This is a genomic window from Zooshikella sp. RANM57 (assembly GCF_050749885.1).
Lineage (GTDB): Bacteria > Pseudomonadota > Gammaproteobacteria > Pseudomonadales > Zooshikellaceae > Zooshikella.
Genome location: NZ_JBOIUB010000004.1, coordinates 268,094 through 286,954, shown reverse-complemented (window position 1 = coordinate 286,954; position 18,861 = coordinate 268,094). Strand labels below are relative to the sequence as shown.

Annotated in this window: 14 protein-coding genes; 8 read left to right on the top strand and 6 right to left on the bottom strand. The window is 40.4% G+C overall.

Features of this window, described 5'->3' with window-relative positions; translation table 11 throughout:
* Positions 1 to 31: 31 nt before the first annotated feature.
* The 5 genes from ACQ96U_RS10910 to pdsR form a co-directional block, all read right to left on the bottom strand.
* Complete coding sequence (locus tag ACQ96U_RS10910; protein ID WP_431721282.1) at positions 32 to 445, bottom strand: hypothetical protein; 414 nt, start codon at positions 443 to 445, stop codon at positions 32 to 34.
* A 467-nt stretch (positions 446 to 912) separates the two neighbouring features.
* Positions 913 to 1,356, bottom strand: a complete 444-nt coding sequence (locus tag ACQ96U_RS10905) for a TM2 domain-containing protein (RefSeq protein ID WP_431721281.1) — start codon at positions 1,354 to 1,356, stop codon at positions 913 to 915.
* Between the two features lie 293 nt (positions 1,357 to 1,649).
* Entirely contained in the window at positions 1,650 to 2,060 is a 411-nt protein-coding gene (locus tag ACQ96U_RS10900) for a hypothetical protein (RefSeq protein ID WP_431721280.1), read from the bottom strand.
* A gap of 64 nt (positions 2,061 to 2,124) precedes the next feature.
* Positions 2,125 to 4,227 carry an ATP-binding protein gene (locus ACQ96U_RS10895; protein WP_431721279.1) on the bottom strand — a complete coding sequence of 701 codons (2,103 nt, stop codon included), beginning with the start codon at positions 4,225 to 4,227 and terminating at the stop codon, positions 2,125 to 2,127.
* An 8-nt stretch (positions 4,228 to 4,235) separates the two neighbouring features.
* Entirely contained in the window at positions 4,236 to 4,937 is a 702-nt protein-coding gene (pdsR, locus tag ACQ96U_RS10890; RefSeq protein ID WP_431721278.1) for a proteobacterial dedicated sortase system response regulator, read from the bottom strand.
* 306 nt (positions 4,938 to 5,243) lie between these two features.
* Here pdsR and ACQ96U_RS10885 point away from each other — a divergent pair, with 306 nt between their 5' ends.
* The 3 genes from ACQ96U_RS10885 (at position 5,244) to ACQ96U_RS10875 (ending at position 10,627) form a co-directional block, all read left to right on the top strand.
* Complete coding sequence (locus ACQ96U_RS10885; RefSeq protein ID WP_215818327.1) at positions 5,244 to 5,693, top strand: transposase; 450 nt, start codon at positions 5,244 to 5,246, stop codon at positions 5,691 to 5,693.
* Between the two features lie 449 nt (positions 5,694 to 6,142).
* Positions 6,143 to 7,390 (top strand): efflux RND transporter periplasmic adaptor subunit, encoded by a 1,248-nt coding sequence (locus tag ACQ96U_RS10880; protein WP_431721277.1) that lies wholly within the window; start codon positions 6,143 to 6,145, stop codon positions 7,388 to 7,390.
* Positions 7,391 to 7,492: 102 nt separating this feature from the next.
* The gene (locus tag ACQ96U_RS10875; protein WP_431721276.1) at positions 7,493 to 10,627 is read left to right on the top strand and encodes an efflux RND transporter permease subunit; all 3,135 of its coding nucleotides are present in this window, start codon (positions 7,493 to 7,495) and stop codon (positions 10,625 to 10,627) included.
* A gap of 191 nt (positions 10,628 to 10,818) precedes the next feature.
* On the opposite strand, the gene ACQ96U_RS10870 is transcribed toward ACQ96U_RS10875, so the two are convergent.
* Positions 10,819 to 11,220, bottom strand: a complete 402-nt coding sequence (locus ACQ96U_RS10870; protein WP_431721275.1) for a VanZ family protein — start codon at positions 11,218 to 11,220, stop codon at positions 10,819 to 10,821.
* 209 nt (positions 11,221 to 11,429) lie between these two features.
* On the opposite strand from ACQ96U_RS10870, the gene ACQ96U_RS10865 reads away from it, so the two are divergent.
* The 5 genes from ACQ96U_RS10865 (at position 11,430) to ACQ96U_RS10845 (ending at position 18,544) form a co-directional block, all read left to right on the top strand.
* Complete coding sequence (locus tag ACQ96U_RS10865) at positions 11,430 to 13,469, top strand: marine proteobacterial sortase target protein (RefSeq protein ID WP_431721274.1); 2,040 nt, start codon at positions 11,430 to 11,432, stop codon at positions 13,467 to 13,469.
* Entirely contained in the window at positions 13,459 to 14,073 is a 615-nt protein-coding gene (locus ACQ96U_RS10860) for a class GN sortase (RefSeq protein WP_431721273.1), read from the top strand. Before ACQ96U_RS10865 ends, ACQ96U_RS10860 begins: the two co-directional genes overlap by 11 nt.
* Before the next feature lie 59 nt (positions 14,074 to 14,132).
* Positions 14,133 to 14,576: a hypothetical protein gene (locus ACQ96U_RS10855; RefSeq protein ID WP_431721272.1), complete on the top strand. Its 444-nt coding sequence runs from the start codon at positions 14,133 to 14,135 to the stop codon at positions 14,574 to 14,576.
* Positions 14,577 to 15,088: 512 nt separating this feature from the next.
* Positions 15,089 to 16,549, top strand: a complete 1,461-nt coding sequence (gene rhlB, locus ACQ96U_RS10850) for an ATP-dependent RNA helicase RhlB (RefSeq protein ID WP_431721271.1) — start codon at positions 15,089 to 15,091, stop codon at positions 16,547 to 16,549.
* 594 nt (positions 16,550 to 17,143) lie between these two features.
* On the top strand, positions 17,144 to 18,544 hold the full coding sequence (locus ACQ96U_RS10845; protein ID WP_431721270.1) for a PhoH family protein: 1,401 nt from the start codon (positions 17,144 to 17,146) through the stop codon (positions 18,542 to 18,544).
* Positions 18,545 to 18,861 lie beyond the last annotated feature (317 nt).

Genomic DNA, 18,861 nt, shown 5'->3' with positions numbered 1-18,861 from the left:
TTGCCCCTTACACAAAACTTTCTATAAAATATTACTCAACAATGGAAAGACAAGTGCCTCCATGCTTATCTGGCCGATTTGGCCCGACGTAGGTAGCATTGAGTCCACAACTCCTTGATGTTGTATAGGTAGACTTTAACTGATATCCCTGAGCCCAAATACAAGTACCACCATGTAGGTCTGGTCTATTCGGACCAACATATGCTCCCCCATTCTCACAACTCTTATCATTGGTATAGCTTGTATGTAATTTAAAAACACCCTCAGAAAACCCTAAACACACACCGCCATGTTCAGAGGGCATATTGGGTCCTGCATAGACAGCAAATGCGCCACAGTCTTTGGTAAGGGTATAATCATCCATAAAGTAAGCTGCATTCGCACTAGCAGTACCTGATAATAATGTAACTGCTGCAACAAAATTAAATATGGTTGTTTTCTTCATTAGTTGAACCTATCCTTAGTTCTTTCGAAAAATGAAACTTATAACACAAATGTACAACAAAGTTGCAAGCTCAATGCTATCTAACTAATTCCACCACTACAAGCTTATTTATCAGTTATCAAATACAGATGTCACCTACCTAAAACACACCAACAAAAGTACATTACTTGTCATCTATATGGTAGGGTTTGGTATTTGGGGGAGGAGATGAACACTAAGGACGCAGGCGGATAAGTATAATGGTAATATTAATGATTCTTTCAAGAAAAATTCTCATATAAATAAGTGAGTTATGATCTGTTTAGCCAGAACTCTATGTTATTCGTTGACAGCACGTTAGCTTCTTCAAGCTTGCTATAAAATATCCAAAGCTGACTCATAATATTATCACTCACAGTAATCGCAAAAAAGATAGCCTTAAAATTAAGGCTATCATTAATAAGTAGCTAAAATAAATGAAAAAAAAACTAAAACCATGGCTTTTTACCTATGATATACAATTGCTCAAACTCTTCATCCGATTTAGTTAAGTAAAGAACAAACTCAATAAATGCAATAATGCCAATAATCATTGAAGGGATACCCAAAAGAATCATCCCAAAAATAAATACCAGCAACATGATCACACCTTGCTTGGTATACCCTAGATAAAACTTATGCGCACCAAAGGCTCCAAGAAAAAAAGCAAACAATGCAGCAGCGATTTTCTTTGAAGAACCACTACTTGACGAGCTATCAGCATAAATTTCAATCGCTAACTCACCATTTACTGCAAAATCAACTTTCAATGTTGCACGTGGCTCAGATGCGGACTTCCAATCTTTGGCTTGAAAGTTATATCTCTTTCCATCATCACCAGAAATAATGCCTGTCTTAGTGCTAGCGTCAAAGTTAAGTATTTTACCTTTCATAAATCAGCTCTTAATATAGTGCTTTGATAAATAGGCTATTAAACACCCCAAAACTGTAAATACAATTTCTAAGCAACTGTTTAGCCTTCAGCGGTGTATCTTAACTAATGGGTAAAATCTAAAATCAAATATGAGTCAAAAATTTACATAAAGCCATCAATACGACGCATTAAGTAACCAAATATTTTTTTATATATTTAAGGAAGGGATAGATCAATGCAGCATACATAAGCGTAACCCTATAGAAACCAAGGTTATCAACTATAAGATAAGCAAATAAAGAAACTGACACTCTACATAATTTCTATCGCATAAACTCCATATTTTATTATTCCCTGCTTATAGCCCGGAAAACTATGTATCAGCTCAATTGCATCTTCTATAGAAACAAAAGTCGGTAATGTGTTTTTCATTCCTTCTGTGTTAATTAACTCTTTTACTGTCTGATAATGATCAATTCGAATAACACGTCGCTCTAATGATTCACCGGTCTGTTCATTAATAAAAAACAAAGTATGGTTGGGTTTAATTACCCCATAATCAAATGGTCGAACATCACTATTAGCGCGTATCTCAACAGACTTTTTACCTTGTTTTATCCACTCAAAAGGCATATCCATCAACCCTATTACATGAGTATTTCCTTCAGAGTACTCGATATTTACTGGTATGCCCTTAATATTAACCGTTAGACCTGATGACACAGCGCTCACCTCATTACATCTTAAATTTTTTATTAAAAACTAAACCAAGGTCTATACATAGGCCCTAGCATTGGGTATAGCGATTAATTTTTGGCAACACTACAGTAAAGATAACTCCAAGCTCTTCTTCTGCATTTTCAGCCATAATACGCCCCTGAAACCAGTCCACGATTAGCTTTGCGATATGTAAACCAAACCCTAAATGTTGCTTAGAGGATGTTTCTTTCCGCATAGAAACCAGCGAATCAAAAAGCTGATCCCGCATTGATTCCGGTAAAGAGGAGCCTTGATTAAATACGGTTAAATAATAATTTTCATTTTCCGGTTTAAGGGCAACGCGAATTAATCCTTGCGCTGGGGTAAAATCAACCGCATTATCAACCAACTTATCCAACAGTTGTACTATAAAATCAGCCTCTCCCCATAAAGGGTAAGATCCTGGCTGTATGTTTGCCTGCAAGCGATGTTTAGGATATACATCTTGATACGCTAGAACCATACCATTGACCACTTGATCAAGTGGGAAACATTCAGGTTCTGCCTGTGCTAGGCTTTGCTCTACACGTTTCGCTTCGCTCATCGCATCAATTAAATGCCGTAATCGGTCGGCCCCATCTTTAGCCCTTAATACATAATCTTTCGCACTATCAGATAGTGAGCTTTCCATCTCCAGATTTTCAAGTGAAGAACGCATAACCGCTAATGGCGTCCTTAGTTCATGAGCCAATTTACTCGATAAACTTTGTAAATAATGCATATAGTCCCACAGTCGCTGATGCAATACTTTAAAACTTCTGGACAAGTCCCCTATTTCATCTTTCTGCTTTGATGCAGGAAACACTTGTGCTAACTGTCCTTCTGCTGTTAACACCTGCTCAGCAAGACGACTCAATCGTCGTATACGACTTGATAACAGTATCGCATACCCCACTAACACCACGATAACGAGCGTAATTACCCAAAAAGTAACGCCTATCATACCTAGCCAGGCTTTATCCGTCAGCGAGACAATTTCATCAGAAGCATTCACAACAAATACTGCACCAATAACCTTGTCACTTTGTACAACAGGTGTTCCTGCAACGACTTTATTGGTATATCGCTTACTTCCCTGAAACCATTGCGAAGCTAAACTATTCTGCAAAACATGCTGCATAAATTCAGAATTCACCCGACCCGATTGCAAAGACCATTCTGGTAGAGGCGTTGACGAGGACAAAATCCAGTGTAATAAGGTCCTTTGCCAATAAGGGACTACCACGTGCTGCTGTGCGATGTCTTCATCTAATGCTGAATTTTTAGGTTTTGCTAAAGCAAGCACCCACCCTTGCGGAGTTACCAGCACCACTTCTTGCCCTAATGAAGCAAAGGGGGATAACAGCGCTTGTAAATGTGGCGCAGGCGTAACAAGTCGGTAAGGTATAGATTCTGGCTGGGTTAGAGCAGCAATTAGACTATCTTCACCAATCACTGTCTCACTAAAAAGCGCTCCTACTGTTTGTATCTGGTTAATAAAGTCATAGTCAACCATACCCACAGCGACACGATCTCCTACCTGCTGATGGGCAATACGTAACTCGATATTGATGCCTTGAGCAGTCTCTTGCCACTGTCCCTGAATATTAGGTTCAGGGACAAGGATAATTTGTTTTTCTTCAATAATAATTTGTTCAGCAATAACTTTACCTGGTGCCGGTGTACGCACTAAATAGGCCTGATGCTCGCTGCCACTTTGTACTCGAATTAACAAAGCATCAGATGCAAATATCGAGCGCTGCATAGGTGTCTGATAGATGACGCGATCATCCTGATACGTAATATGTAAGTAAAGTGCCTGGTCCCCTCCTGCCCCTAAGCGCATTACCATGGGTTCTTTTTTTAAGCTAAGAAAGTGATTAATCTGTGGATTAGAAAATGGCCAGTCTTCATGATAGCCATCAATCACCAGAGGCATGTTCAATGGGTGTGCATAAAGCACTTGCTCTCCCACCACATTGGGCCAAGTCACTGTGGTCAGTGTACTTGCAATCGCATTGGCCGTTGCTTGTACTGCTTGCTCCTGACCACTACGTAGCGCGATTTCTGTTTCTTTTACATACTGGCAACCTGCCCAAGGTAAAGCCAGAGTAATGAGACTGATAATAAATAATTGGATATGAAGTCGCATACAGGCTGCTATTTTTGTGGATGCCAGCGATAGCCAAACCCATATACTGTTTCAATAGATTGAAAATTAGTATCTAGCTTCGAAAACTTTTTACGAATACGCTTAATGTGCGAGGTAATCGTATTATCATCAAGCACGACATTTGCCGCATCCATCAGTTGCTGACGGTTTTTAACATGGCCCGGGTGTCTCGCCAATGCGTATACCAGCCAAAACTCAGTTAACGTTAAAGGCACTAACTGCGCTTGCCAGTTTGCGGTCATTCGATCAAGGTCCATCACCAAATCGCCACAGCATAGCTGTTGACCTTGCTCAGCAGGTGATTTTGACTGAAGTGCATCAACGCGACGAAATAACGCAACAATGCGAGCAACCATATGCTCTAAACTGATGTCTTTCGTCAGGTAATCATCAGCCCCCAATCTCAAACCAGAAATAGCATCCAACTCACTGTCTCGAGCCGTCAAAAAAATGATGGGTAACTGTGGTGCAATAGCCCGAAGCTCGCGACAAAGGTCAAAGCCTCCTTCAATTTCATCTTCCAAGCCAACATCAATGATAGCCAGCTCAGGAAGCTGCTTATTGAATGCCGCCATCGCCTCTCGGCGGTTACTATACATGCTGACATGATAACCATAACGTGTGAGTACTGCTCGATAGTTCTCACGAATGGCTGCTTCATCTTCTACGATGGCGATATAACGCTGCATCTAAGCCTCCACCAGAACAAACTGTCGCCAATTATGCGGCGCGTTAAGCTCAATGACAACTACTACAACTATCAAGAGTAAGTTATAAAGATTAACAACGAACGACTTATAGATAAGAGAGGAAAGGATTAACAGAAATTCAACAACAGAGTTCTCAGGCAAAACGAGTAGCGCTCATTATGTATGAGTTATAAATTACCCATCTAATTCAGCCGAAAAACCCTGATAGAGATCAATATACGTATATTGACGACTAATACAATGGACAAATCCGCAATACATTCATCATTGCAGAAGGGATTCATCATGGAAATTGATTTAGTATCGCTTGTCAAAGCTCAGGGGTTTGAACACTTTACAGATAAATTTGGCACAGAAAGTCAATGTCACGAGTTGTTATTTCAACTCCGCTGGCCTGAAGGTTTCCGTTGTCCAAGCTGTGGTTGTGCTAAGCATTGTACCCTTAAAACACGTCCACTCTACCAATGTAACCATTGTCACCGTCAGCAGTCTCTTATCAGTGGTACAATATTCCAGGGCACTAAACTCCCCCTTAAAGACTGGTTTAGAGCTGCTTATCTTCTTGCTCATCAAAAGAAACTGTCTGCATTATCACTCATGCATGAACTCAATGTCTCTTACGACACCGCTCGCAGAGTAAAACGAAAACTTCTTAAACAACATCAATCAACTACCGAAAAGTCCAAAACCACACATCGTGTCAACCAATTACCTATTATCACAACTCCTTTGTGATTTACTTAATCATTGCTCTGTGTGAGTTAGAAAACTCTTGCTCACACGAGTATATTTTTAGTAAAAATTTTTTTGGCAGATTTTATTCCTCTTTACGCTATTATTTTTTCTCTAAAAAACATTTAATTTAGAAAATAATTAAAAGGTTTGAGAGAAAATTTCCCTCCTTTGAAAGTACAACTACTTCAAAATGAAAAGAACAACACTCTTCACACAAAAAACAAATAATATTCACATAACGTAGGATCATTTTTTATACTAGCCTGTCTTAGTTTGAAGACTGTTATGCAGGTTGGAGTGAAGCGACTAAATCGGTTAGTGAAACTCTTATTAAGACTTTCTTAATAAAGTGAAATGTTCTTTGGCAGAGACTCTTGTTCTTGCTATGGTATTCGCCCTTATAAAATGACCCTGTCAGTTTGATTTGGCATCTAGGAGTACTTACATCCATGAGGTGGCTTAAGGTTATCACCCCCATTGGTTTATTAGCATTGGCATCTGCCGCTACCTGGCAGTTAAGTAATATGAAACCTGAACCCGCCAAATCTGAAAAACCTGTTACTCCACTTGTTGTAGAAACTAAACCATTAACTGAAGAGACTGTTCAGTTTCGTGTTACAAGTCAGGGTACTATCAACCCTCGCACCGAAACGACTCTGATATCACAAGTGGCAGGTACCGTTCTGGAAATTTCTCCTGCGTTCGTCAGTGGTGGCACCTTTAAAAAAGGTGACATACTGCTTCGTATTGATGCCATTGATTATCAGGTTGCTGTTGAACAGGCCAAAGCCCAGCTTGCCCAGGCCGAAGCCAAGTTAATGGAAGAACAAGGTAAAGCGGAAGCAGCGCGTACTGACTGGACTCAGCGCGGGCGTTCCTTGAAACAAGCTAATGACCTTGTGTTGCGCAAACCTTATGTACAAGAAGCCAAAGCAGCCGTACATGCAGCCAAAGCCGATCTACATAAAGCACAACAGTACCTTGCCCGAACCGAAATTCGTGCGCCTTATGATGGTATGACAAAAGCTCGCCAAGTGGATGTTGGTCAGTATGTAACAACAGGTACACAACTGGGCGACACTTTTGCAACGGATTATGCTGAAGTTCGCTTACCCGTTAAACGGAGCGACATGCCTTATCTCAACTTACCCGACTTTGGGCAAAGTGAGTTCAAAGGGCCAAAGGTAACACTCGTCTCAAACCACAACCCTGATCATCAGTGGCAAGCCGTTATTATTCGTCAAGAAGCTGTCGTCGATACGAAAACACGTATGCATTACTTAGTTGCCCGCATCAAAGACCCTTATTCACTTACGTCAGCAAAACCAAAAGCACAGGCACCACTCCCGATTGGCTCATTTGTCAAAGCCACCATTACGGGTATAACCGCAGAAAATGTCATTAAAATTCCACGTCATCTTTTGATTAACCGTCAACAACTACTGGTCATTGATAAAAACGACACTCTGCGTATACATCCAGTAAAACTTATTCGAGAACAACGTGCCAGCGCATTTATAAAAAATAATTTTACTGAGGGTGACAGACTATGCCTCACGGCTATTCCAAACCCTATTCCTGGCTTGCAAGTGAGTATCACTAAAACAGACCAGCAATCAACCGTTGCTATAAAATCGACACAGACATCAGCAAATAAAAAATCGGCAACAACCCCTGCACATTCCAGTGAAGGCTAAAGTGAACTGTCTGAAACACTGGGTATGCAAGGATCAACGCTGTGTGATTTATGTGCGTAAGCACGGGGTTTATAAGCAAGAGAAAGTTTTAGGCTAATAAATATGCAAACGACAAAGTCATCGTCGGGTATCATTGCTTGGTTTGCTGCCAATCCTGTTGCAGCAAATTTGCTTATGATGTTCTTACTCGCAGTGGGTATATCTTCAGCAATTAACATCAAAAAACAAATGTTTCCTGACTTTACCCTTGATAGCGTTGTTGTCTCTATCAGTTATCCAGGTGCATCACCGACAGAAGTATCCCAAAGTGTTACGTTAAGAGTGGAATCAGCCATCAGGGATATTGCAGGAATCAAAAAAGTAGAGTCCTTTGCTATAGAAGGCTATACCAACCTCACTCTAGAAGTTACTAATGGCTATAATGTTGATGACATTATGGATGAGGTCAGAACCGCTGTTGATGGCATTACGTCATTTCCTGAAGCAGTGGAAAAACCCCATATCAAAAAAAGTGAGCGAAAAACGCGGGTAATTTGGGCTTCACTCTATGGTGATGTTGACTATGCAACGTTACACCGCGTCGGGGAGGAAGTTCGTGATGAAGTACAAACTTTACCAGAAGTCAGCAAAGCAGAACTTTATGGAGTCCGTGAAGCAGAAATAGCCATTGAAGTTTCAGAGCAAGACTTGCAAGCCTACAATCTGACATTTGATGAAATAGCCAATGCGCTAAAACGCAGCTCAATTGATATCGCCAGTGGTGTTATCAAAGCGAAAAGTGGACGTATTCAATTACGAGCTGAAGGTCAGGCCAAAACAGTTGCAGAGTTTTCCCGAATTATCATCCGCGCAAACCAGGACGGTACCCAGCTGCTACTGGGAGATATTGCTAAAATAACCGATGGCTTTGCTGACACGGGTGACTTTTCTCGTTTCAATCAAAAATTATCCGTTGGCTTATATGTTGAAGCCGCAGGTGATGATGAAATTGCAACAGCCGATGCTGTAAAAAAATACATCGCAGAAAAACAGAAACAACTGCCGCCTTCTCTGCAAATTTCCCACTGGGGTGATGTATCTTTTTACCTTAAAGGCCGGCTCAACATGATGCTCGAAAATATGGGTATCGGTGCTTTACTGGTTTTTATCGTCTTAAGTATATTCCTAAGAATTCGTGTTGCCTTCTGGGTCGTGTTAGGCATTCCGATTAGCTTTCTTGGGGCTTTATGGTTAATGCCTCATGGACCATTCCCTGTATTTGTCAACATAGTCAGTCTTTTTGCCTTTATTTTGGTGCTCGGCATTATTGTTGATGATGCCATTATTATTGGAGAAAGCGCCTACACCCATATTGTTAAATATGGCCATAGCCATCAAAGTGTACTTGCAGGTGTTAAACGCGTAGTTGTCCCCGCCACCTTTGGTGTTCTGACCACCATGGCGGCATTTGGTCCTATTCTTAATGTTGGCGGGAATGCTGCACCCTTCTTTGAATCCATTGCGATGGTCGTTATTCTATGTCTGTTTTTTTCATTGGTTGAATCAAAACTCATTCTGCCTGCTCACCTCGTGAGCATGAAATATGAACCCAATAAAAAAACCTGGCTAACCAAATTGCAAGATCGTTTTGATGCCAAGTTACAATCTTTTATCCAACAAGGTTACTTACCCTTATTAGTGCGATCCTATAAACAGCGTTATACCACAATTGCTCTGTTTACTGGCTTACTCATGCTTACCATCGGTGTTTTGCAAAGTGGCATTGTACGTTTTGTATTTTTCCCTAATGTGCCATCAGACTTTATTCAAGTTAACCTGACCATGAATGACGGCACATCCGACACTAGCCGTAATCATACACTTAAGCTTATTGAACAAAAAATCGTTGATATTAATGAAGCCTACAAAAAGCAATATTCTGAAAATGATGGCTTTTTAAAGCACCTTCTCACATTTACCACAGAGGAAACAGGTGGTGAACTTGTTGTTGAGCTGACCAAATCTGAACAACGACAGTGGGATGCGAATACCATCAGTGATCGCTGGCGCAAAGCGGTGGGCACGCTACCAGGCGTCAAAAAACTGAGCTTTGATTCCAGCACTAATGCGGGTGGTGGTTCACCTATTTTCTTCCAGTTTTCTAGTCGGGATCAGGATGCGCTTATTCAAGCCACCGCTGAGTTTAAAAAACAGCTGACAACCTATGATGGTGTTTTTGATATTGAAAGTAGCTATAGTGCACCTCGCCCCGACTTTGTACTGTCTCTTATGCCTGAAGCTATTGCCTATCAACTTCGTCTGGCCGATATTGGCAACCAGCTGAGACAAGGTGTTCATGGTGATGAAATCCAGACCTTCCAACGGGGTACCAGCGAAGTAAAAGTAATGCTTCGTTATCCTAAAGATGAGCGTTCTGATTTAGGCGATTTAGCTAATTTTAAAGTACGGGTTGATGGTGAAAACACCATGCCACTCAATCAGGCTGTTAGTTGGCGACAAGAACCGGCTCCCAGTGAAATACGACGAATAAATAGTACCAATGTAGTAACGATCAGCGCTGATATTGATCCAAGTAAAGTAGAACCACAAGAAGTTATCAGCGATTTAGAGGATAACTTTATTCCATCACTGAAACGCCAGTTTCCATCGCTTAAAACCGACTTAGAGGGTGCTAGTTTAGAGCAGCAAAAAACCATCCAAAAAATGATTCAAGCGGCTATTTTTGGACTACTGCTTATTTATGCCCTAATAGCAATCCCCTTAAAATCTTATAGCCAACCGTTAATCATTATGGCCATTATTCCATTTGGTCTGATTGGCGCAGTGGCAGGTCATTGGTTCTTTAATGTACCCATTAGTATGATGTCGATTTATGGGCTCATCGCACTTGCTGGGGTCTTAGTTAACGACAGTTTAATCCTGATAGACTTTATCAATAGAGAAGTCAAAGAACGAGGAACAAGTGTTAGTGAAGCCATTCAAGCGTCGGGTAAGGAACGTTTTCGAGCAATTCTATTAACGTCTCTGACAACCTTTTTAGGGCTAGCGCCTATCATTTTGGAGAAAAGCCTTCAGGCTAAAATTGTTATTCCAATGGCAATAGCCCTAGGTTTCGGTATTCTCTTCGCTACAGTAATAACATTGTTCCTAATTCCATCACTTTATGGCGTTGTAGAAGATATTAGCCAGTTAAAGAAAAAAGTACGCATTTATTTCTCAAAAAAACAAACTGCTTAAAGAAAATATCTCCTCCCCTTTTGTAACACCTCGTTATTGAGGGTGTCGCAAAAGGTCAGGAGCGAAGCAAAGACCAGGCAAAAATCAGCGAAAAAGCGGAGTTTATAGCTAATAAATGAGCATTTTGAGCTGATTTTTAACGCAGTATTTGCAAGCGCAGTAGTTTTGCGACAGCCTCTATTAGGGGAGGATCATGGTAGGTATACACTTTCAGTCTGAAGCTGTTTTCTTCGATAAAAAATATAAGGTACCCATGAAAAAAGGGTTATGCCTATAATATCAGCCGTCAGATCAATCAAGTCAAACGTTCTTTGAGGAAAATAAAGCTGGGTTATTTCTTCCAGTACCGCAAAACTAAAAACAATCACCGCACCTAATAATATAGACTTCTCTCTTAGTTTTATTACCTTGTAGTTAAGTGCACTGTTTAACAACCAGGTTAATACCCCATATAAAAATACATGGCCTAATTTATCTCCATAAGGTACACCCGCCATCATTTTCATAAAAATGATTTGCTGGCCACTATCTGCACTAACAATGATCCAACAGATAAAACCAAAAAAAGCAATAACGGGAATGTATCTGAACATGAAAACAATCACCTATAGGGTCATTAACAAAATATTTTCTATTATTTAGATAAATGATGGGCTAAAAAGCAACTGATGTCTTTTAAAATGCCAAGTCTGTCATTTGTGCCATATTTCGCCACAATTGCTCCCCAAATCATCACATTCGACCAACAAAAATGGCGCTTTTACCTTGTTAAATAAACAATAACGAGGAAGGAGCATTCAGAATGAAAGACGATTTTGCAGCACTTAATCAATATCTAGGGTGGTTGGCCATTGGTTTGTGGCTATTTTGCTTTTTAAGCCTGTTAAGCTTTAGTACTGCTAAAGCCAGTAACATCAGTCATTACCACGAGATATACCAAAGTCCGGAGGAAGTCACTTCTGGCAGTTTACTTCTCAAAAATAAAAACGCTTACATCAATGCACTACGCTTGGACAATCATGTAAATATTGATGTAAACGGCATAATGGCTGCTGTTACCGTCACTCAACGCTTTAAAAACAGTAGTTCTGAGTGGGCTGAAGGTGTTTATGCTTTTCCTTTACCTGAAAATGCTGCAGTTTATGCTATGGAGATGACCATTGGTAGCCGTACGATCAAAGGCTTAATTAAACGCAAAGAAGAAGCAAAGCACATTTACACAACGGCAAAAGCTGCAGGTCAACAAGCCTCACTCTTATCACAGCATCGCCCCAATTTATTCACAACACAAGTTGCCAATATTGCGCCAGAGGAAACCATAGAAGTTAAAATTTCTTATATGCAATCAGTGCCGTACATTAGTAATCAATACCAGTTACGATTTCCAATGACTATCACCCCAAGATACCAAGGCTCTAAGACAAGCTACCTACCCTCCTCCCAGACAGCATCATTACCACAGTTACCACAACGCTCTGCGCATCAAACACCTTTAAAAGTAGATTTGACTATTAATATTAATGCAGGTTTACCATTAGTAAGTTTGAATAGCTCAACCCATAAACTCAAAATCAATAAAAATGACCATCAATATACAGTCCAACTGAAAAATGATGCTGTTATCTTTGACCGTGATTTAGAGTTAACATGGCAACCACAAACAGCCTTCCAACCTCAGGCGACTTTTTTCACTGAAGAGGTTAATAATGAAACCTACGGCCTGTTAATGATTGCGCCTCCCCAAATACAAAAAAATAAAACGCCTCTAAGTAAAGAACAAATTTTTATCATTGATACTTCTGGATCAATGGCTGGAAGCTCAATAGTACAAGCAAAAGCCGCCTTACAATTTGCATTACGACAATTAAACCCTAATGATCGGTTTAATATTATTGCGTTTGATTCAACAACCAGAACCCTTTTTGAACGCTCTCAGCGAGTATCCATGTTAAGTATGGCTGATGCGATTAAGTTTATTGATGACTTAACTGCAGATGGAGGAACAGAAATTCTGCCCGCTTTACAAGCCGCTGTTGCCTTGCCACTTACTGACGTCGAACTCAGCCAAATTATTTTTATTACCGATGGTAGCGTAGGAAACGAAGTAGAAATACTTCAATTTACACACCAAAATTTAGCGCCACGCCGTTTGTTCACCGTAGGTATAGGTTCAGCACCCAATAGCTATTTTATGCGAAAATCAGCCGAGTTTGGGCGAGGCACATTTACTTACATTTCTCATATAAATATGGTTGAACAACGAATCACATATTTATTTAATCAAATTCAAAACCCTATTGCCTCAGGAATCACTGTAACCTGGCCAGATGGACAACAACAAACAATCGCAGACTTATACCAGGGTCAGCCGTTAATTATCACAAAAAAACTAGAACCGCTTAAATCACCACTAACGATTAAAGCCAAAATGGGTAGGCAACCTTGGACACAAACAATTCCTAAAGAACAATTACACCAGCCAGCCAAAGGCATTGGTAAATTATGGGCAAGACAACAAATTGAAACGCTTCAGGATGAGTATATTCAAACAAATAACAGCGAACTACCGGAACAAATTACACAAATTGCGCTGACGCACCAACTTGCCTCACGTTATACCAGCTTTGTGGCTGTTGCAGAGCAAATTGTAAAACCGGCGGATCAACAAACTCAATCCACCCACATTCCTAATGCGCTTCCTCATGGCAATGCCTATCAAACAACAGGTTTTCCTCAAACAGCCACAACGGCACCATGGCATTTGCTAATGGCTTTTGTCACAGCATTACTTGGTTTACTTTGTTTAAGTTGGAATACTATAAGGAAACACCATGAAGTATAAGTATTTCAAGTACTTAGGTCTTATTCTCTTGTTAGGTTCTGGTTGGCATGCCCTACATGCTAGCTATATATATGGAAAAGCAACACTCGCTCAATTTCTTCTTGAGCAGGCCTGGCAAAACAGCAAACAAGGTAAGCACGTTCAAAAACCATGGCAGTGGGCAGATACATGGCCTGTAGCACAACTCTATTTGCCCCACCAAAAACCCATGATTGTCTTATCTGGCGCTACTGGGCGAGAGTTGGCATTTGCGCCAGGACATCTTTCCGCCTCAGCTTTACCTGGAAATCCTGGTACTGTGGTGATCAGTGGTCATCGTGATACTCACTTTAGCCCGTTGGCAGAACTAACTACAGGTGATGTATTAATACTTGAAGCTCGCCAGCAAAAATTTCATTATCAAGTCATAAAAACTAAAATTGCTGATACTCGTACCGAAAAATTAGTGCTTGATAATAGCTTTAATCAACTTATTTTAGTAACCTGCTATCCCTTTGATGCCATAGAGACAGGTGGACCATATCGTTATATAGTGCAAGCAATACAGAAAAAAACAAAACAGCAACTAAAAACATTAACAAACGCACAGCACTTTACCATTTAATCTCTATACTGCATTACATAAGGCAGGCAATTAAATTTTCTTTTGCAGCTTGACGACCCATGAAAACAACAACGCTTTACCGCCCAATTGGTCCAGAACAACTGGCACATCTGAAGCAACGGGACTTTGCTGCTTTTCCGGGTGAGGAGATGCAACAAAAGTTCTTCTACCCTTTGCTTCATGAATCATTCGCTCGCAGACTTGCTCTCGAGTGGTATCTTCCACAATTTGGTGCTGCCCATATTGTCAGCTTTGATATTAATTCTCATTATCTTGAGCAGTTTGAAGTGAAGCGTATTGGTGGTCCCGAACATACAGAATACAGAATTCCAGCTACACAGATTGATAGCTTAAATAAACAGTTACTAGGCAAAATTCAGTTACTGTCTTCTTATCAAGCAGGTGCTTTGAATAGTGCAGGCCAGGTGATTACACCTGCTCGCTCTAACTTTTTTCACCTTGCTGGCCAGCTAAGCAATAGTTCACTTCGCTGTCTAGCCTAGTGCCGACCTACACGTCAGTGCTTAGACACTAAAGCAGTTATGCTTTGATGCCTGAGCACTTGCACCGCTAACTTATCTTTTGCGAATAGATGCAAATTGAATCGTTATTCCTTCATGTTCAATAGTGACTACTATTTTGCTGTACACTTACGAGCCTACCTAAATATAGCTACAACAAGTCTATAAAGAAGCCATCAGGGCTAAGCTACTACTGCATGCTTCACAATAGCGACCTACACTCTATATTAAGCACCAGTAAAATCTAACGTACTTAACTAACACAAACATCAAGGAAAAAAGCACTTTTATTGGTATGTTTGATGTTGGAGAGAACCTAAAAAGTGATAGAAATGACTAGTTTACCCAACAATAAGCATTTACTTGCGAGGGAGGTTATACATAAGTCATTCTTGATGATTCACAAAGACTATACAAAAATAGCTTCCAGACTTTGCAATTTTATCCACTGAGGTAAACTAAGCAGGTCATTCAATGCAATGGAAAGGTGAATTTTGTTAAAACGCATCAAAAATATTCTAAAAAAACACGCTGACAGTGCTACTGAGAACACAACGAATCACACTAGCAAGCCCTATCAAAGTCAAACAGGTGATCACAAGAAAACAGTTCAAGATCAACAAAAATCGACTCGTCAACAGCCCAAAAAGCGTAAGCCCGATACTCGAACAGCTAAAGTTAAACGTCAGACTAATTGGGACTTAAGCCAATTCATCGTACCCCCAGAACCAGGTAAGACTCGCTTTCATGACTTTAACTTACCCTCTCCTCTTATGCATGCCATACAGGATCAGGGTTTTCAATACTGTACCCCCATTCAAGCCGAAGTTTTGGGGATAACTCTAGAAGGTTGTGATGCCATTGGGAAAGCACAAACGGGTACAGGTAAAACCGCCGCATTTTTAATATCTACAATTAAACAGTTGTTAGAAGTGCCACCACCTGAGCCACGCTATACAGGAGAGCCTCGTGCTCTAGTATTAGCGCCTACACGAGAACTGGCTTTACAAATTAGTAAAGATGCTGAAGCGCTAACTCAGTACACCCCATTAAATGTGATTAACTTAGTCGGCGGTATGGACTACGAGAAGCAGCTTCGTCAAATGAATTCTGACTACTGTGACATTGTTGTAGCCACACCAGGGCGCTTACTTGATTTCATACAGCGTAGAGATTTATTCCTTGATCTGATTGAGATCATGATAATAGACGAAGCTGATCGTATGCTTGACATGGGTTTTATCCCACAAGTCCGTCGTATTGTCCGAGCAACACCCCGTTGTGGTGATCGTCAGACGTTGCTATTTAGCGCAACATTTACCCAAGATATTTTAAACCTTTCGGACCAATGGACCTATAAACCGACTAAAGTCGAAATAGAACCTGAAACGGTGGCAACCAATACTGTTGAGCAAAAACTATATTTAGTCACGGATCAGGATAAGTTCACTGTCCTGTGTAATATCCTACGAGAGCAAGGTGAATGTCGTACCATTGTATTTGCCAACAGGAGAGATGAAACTCGCCACATTGCTGAAAAAATTAAAGAACAAGGCTTTAAAGTCGCATTATTATCAGGCGAAGTACATCAGCAGAAGCGCATTAAAACACTGGAAAATTTTAAACGTGGTATTATTAATGTGATGGTTGCAACGGATGTTGCGGGCCGAGGAATACATATCGATGACGTTAATCTCGTCATTAATTATGCACTTCCTGAAGATCCTGAAGATTATGTACACCGTATCGGTAGAACAGGTCGTGCAGGCAAGCATGGCATATCAATTAGCTTTGCCGGCGAAAATGATGCCTTTGCAATTCCAGCTATAGAAGAACTTTTGGGTAAAAAATTAGACTACCAGCAACCGCCAGAAAATGTTTTCAGACCTCTGGACATTACCCCCCAAAAGACCCAACGACGTCCTCGTAAGCACTACAAAAAACATCACCGTTAAAACGAAATTCTGCTAGCGACTGTAAAAAATATAATTAATCTAAAACTACAGTTGTTAGCACTACGTTTAGCACCCTTTCTCCGTTGTGAGTCATTTCTATAACTCACCATCATGTGTGTTTACCTTAAAATCTAACGAAGATGTTTTAATATGTTTTCGATAAATTAATCATATTTAATTTCTTCGTCTGTTTTCTTAACACTCAAGTATGTCGATTAAGTTACAAACCATGTACATTTTTTCCTTCTGAGAAACCTACTGTTTATAATGCATCATGTATCACAAACCCAAATAGGCTAAGCTTTCATAATAACTTATTATTTTCTTAACCTTGCCAGTCACGAATTCTTAGTTAATATTTATAGTAAGGATTGATTCTAGCAATCAGTTTATATCTTAGTTATTTTAACAATCCGAATCATTGCGCGACAAATTATTAAAGGGGGAAAATAAAACGCTTTAAATTGAATAGTTGTTCTTAATAGTTAGTGCGAATATCTTATACCCATAGCAAATGCTATACATCAAACAAGGTATAAACTGGTAGAAAGGATTGTTACTTTTATCATTAGCCCTAACAAGGTAACCATCACTATGGACAACCTGATTCAAGCAAGACCCGATTTGTCTCTGCCCATCAACTATGTCCTCGACACTAATGTTTTAATTCATGACCCCAATGCTTTATTAAATTTTGATGAACATCGCGTAATAATCCCAATGACAGTTCTGGAGGAACTGGATAAATTAAAAACCGGTAAACACACTATTGCTGCTGACTGTCGTCAGGCGATCCGCGCTATTGATACCATTCTAGGTTCTGCGTCTCCCCAAGAAATAGAGCAAGGCGTCCCTATTCGACGAGGGGATAGAAGCCCACCTAATGGTTCACTGACTATTCTCATGCCACAACACGCCAACAACGTCTCTTACCTCCCCAACCATATCAACGATAACACCATTATTAATACCCTTTACCAAATGCAGCAACATCGCCCTGATGATCGTATTGTCTTGGTTACAAAAGACATCAATATGCGTCTGAAGGCAAGAGGGTGTGGTATTGAGTCCGAGGATTACCATAACGATCAGCTTGTATCCGATATAGCTCAATTAAGTAAAGGCTATTACGAAATTGCAGGAAACTTTTGGGATAACATCGCTCAGGTAGAAACCATTCAGTTAGAAGGTAAAACCATTCATTACCTGCCCAGAGAAGGCATTCTACAAGATGTATACCCCAACATGTTTATTCTTGATGCCCAAGGCATCATTGGTCGTATTACTGAAGTCACAGATGAGCAAGTGACGCTCTTACACTTACATTATAATCAGCTCATTGAGCAGGAAGCTTGGGGACTTAAACCACTTGATATCTATCAGGCGATGGCCCTCAACTTATTACTTGATCCTGATGTACATCTGGTAAATCTAACGGGTGCTGCCGGCTCTGGCAAAACCATACTGGCATTAGCTGCAGCGATAGAGATGACAGTAGTAACAAAACGCTTCCGTCGTATAATCGCAACTCGAAGCGTTCAAGGTTTAGATGAGGATATAGGCTTTTTACCAGGTACTGAAGAAGAAAAAATGGAACCATGGTTGGGAGCCATTACAGACAACTTAGAAGCACTGCACTGTGATGATGAGTGCACAACAAGTAGTGTCGACTATATTATGGAAAAAGTCCCACTCCACTTTAAATCACTCAACTATATCCGTGGTAGAAGCTTCCAACAAAGCCTCATCATTATTGATGAGTCCCAAAACCTGACACCTCATCAAATCAAAACCATCATTACCCGAGCAGGCAACGCCAGTAAAGTGATATGTTTGGGCAACCTCGCTCAGATTGATACGCCCTACCTGTCAGCCACTAGCTCAGGCTTAACCTATTTAACAGAACGTTTTAAAGGCTTTAAGCATGGAGGGAATATACAGTTAAAAGCCGTACCACGATCACTCTTAGCTGAGTTTGCGGAGGCTAATTTATAACTCGTCTTCAAAAACAGCTTATTTCGTAAGTTTTGAAGTTGCATATCCCGCTCTCTTTGAGCGGGAAAATTGCTAATTCTTTTTTACTAATTTGAACGTCTTGCACACAAGCAGATTTCCATTCTTGGCTTGCGGAACTCGCTTCGCTCAAATAGTCCTCGCCAAAATGAAAACCCGCTTGTGTGACCAAACATCATCTAAATCTCGCCATCTGTCACAAAGCAATATCTGAATAAAACCATCCAAGGTATACCCACCCCAGATCAGTAAAATCAACCATCGCTTGATTACAACTGAAGTACTAATGGTTAGAGATA

What these genes read in the sequence shown, in the direction of transcription:
- pdsR (WP_431721278.1), bottom strand. Translation starts at nt 4,937, where the DNA reads ATGCAGCGTTATATCGCCATCGTAGAAGATGAAGCAGCCATTCGTGAG.
- ACQ96U_RS10875 (WP_431721276.1), top strand. Translation starts at nt 7,493, where the DNA reads ATGCAAACGACAAAGTCATCGTCGGGTATCATTGCTTGGTTTGCTGCC.
- ACQ96U_RS10845 (WP_431721270.1), top strand. Translation starts at nt 17,144, where the DNA reads ATGGACAACCTGATTCAAGCAAGACCCGATTTGTCTCTGCCCATCAAC.
- ACQ96U_RS10855 (WP_431721272.1), top strand. Translation starts at nt 14,133, where the DNA reads ATGAAAACAACAACGCTTTACCGCCCAATTGGTCCAGAACAACTGGCA.
- ACQ96U_RS10895 (WP_431721279.1), bottom strand. Translation starts at nt 4,227, where the DNA reads ATGCGACTTCATATCCAATTATTTATTATCAGTCTCATTACTCTGGCT.
- ACQ96U_RS10880 (WP_431721277.1), top strand. Translation starts at nt 6,143, where the DNA reads ATGAGGTGGCTTAAGGTTATCACCCCCATTGGTTTATTAGCATTGGCA.
- ACQ96U_RS10865 (WP_431721274.1), top strand. Translation starts at nt 11,430, where the DNA reads ATGAAAGACGATTTTGCAGCACTTAATCAATATCTAGGGTGGTTGGCC.
- ACQ96U_RS10885 (WP_215818327.1), top strand. Translation starts at nt 5,244, where the DNA reads ATGGAAATTGATTTAGTATCGCTTGTCAAAGCTCAGGGGTTTGAACAC.
- ACQ96U_RS10910 (WP_431721282.1), bottom strand. Translation starts at nt 445, where the DNA reads ATGAAGAAAACAACCATATTTAATTTTGTTGCAGCAGTTACATTATTA.
- ACQ96U_RS10905 (WP_431721281.1), bottom strand. Translation starts at nt 1,356, where the DNA reads ATGAAAGGTAAAATACTTAACTTTGACGCTAGCACTAAGACAGGCATT.
- ACQ96U_RS10870 (WP_431721275.1), bottom strand. Translation starts at nt 11,220, where the DNA reads ATGTTCAGATACATTCCCGTTATTGCTTTTTTTGGTTTTATCTGTTGG.
- ACQ96U_RS10860 (WP_431721273.1), top strand. Translation starts at nt 13,459, where the DNA reads ATGAAGTATAAGTATTTCAAGTACTTAGGTCTTATTCTCTTGTTAGGT.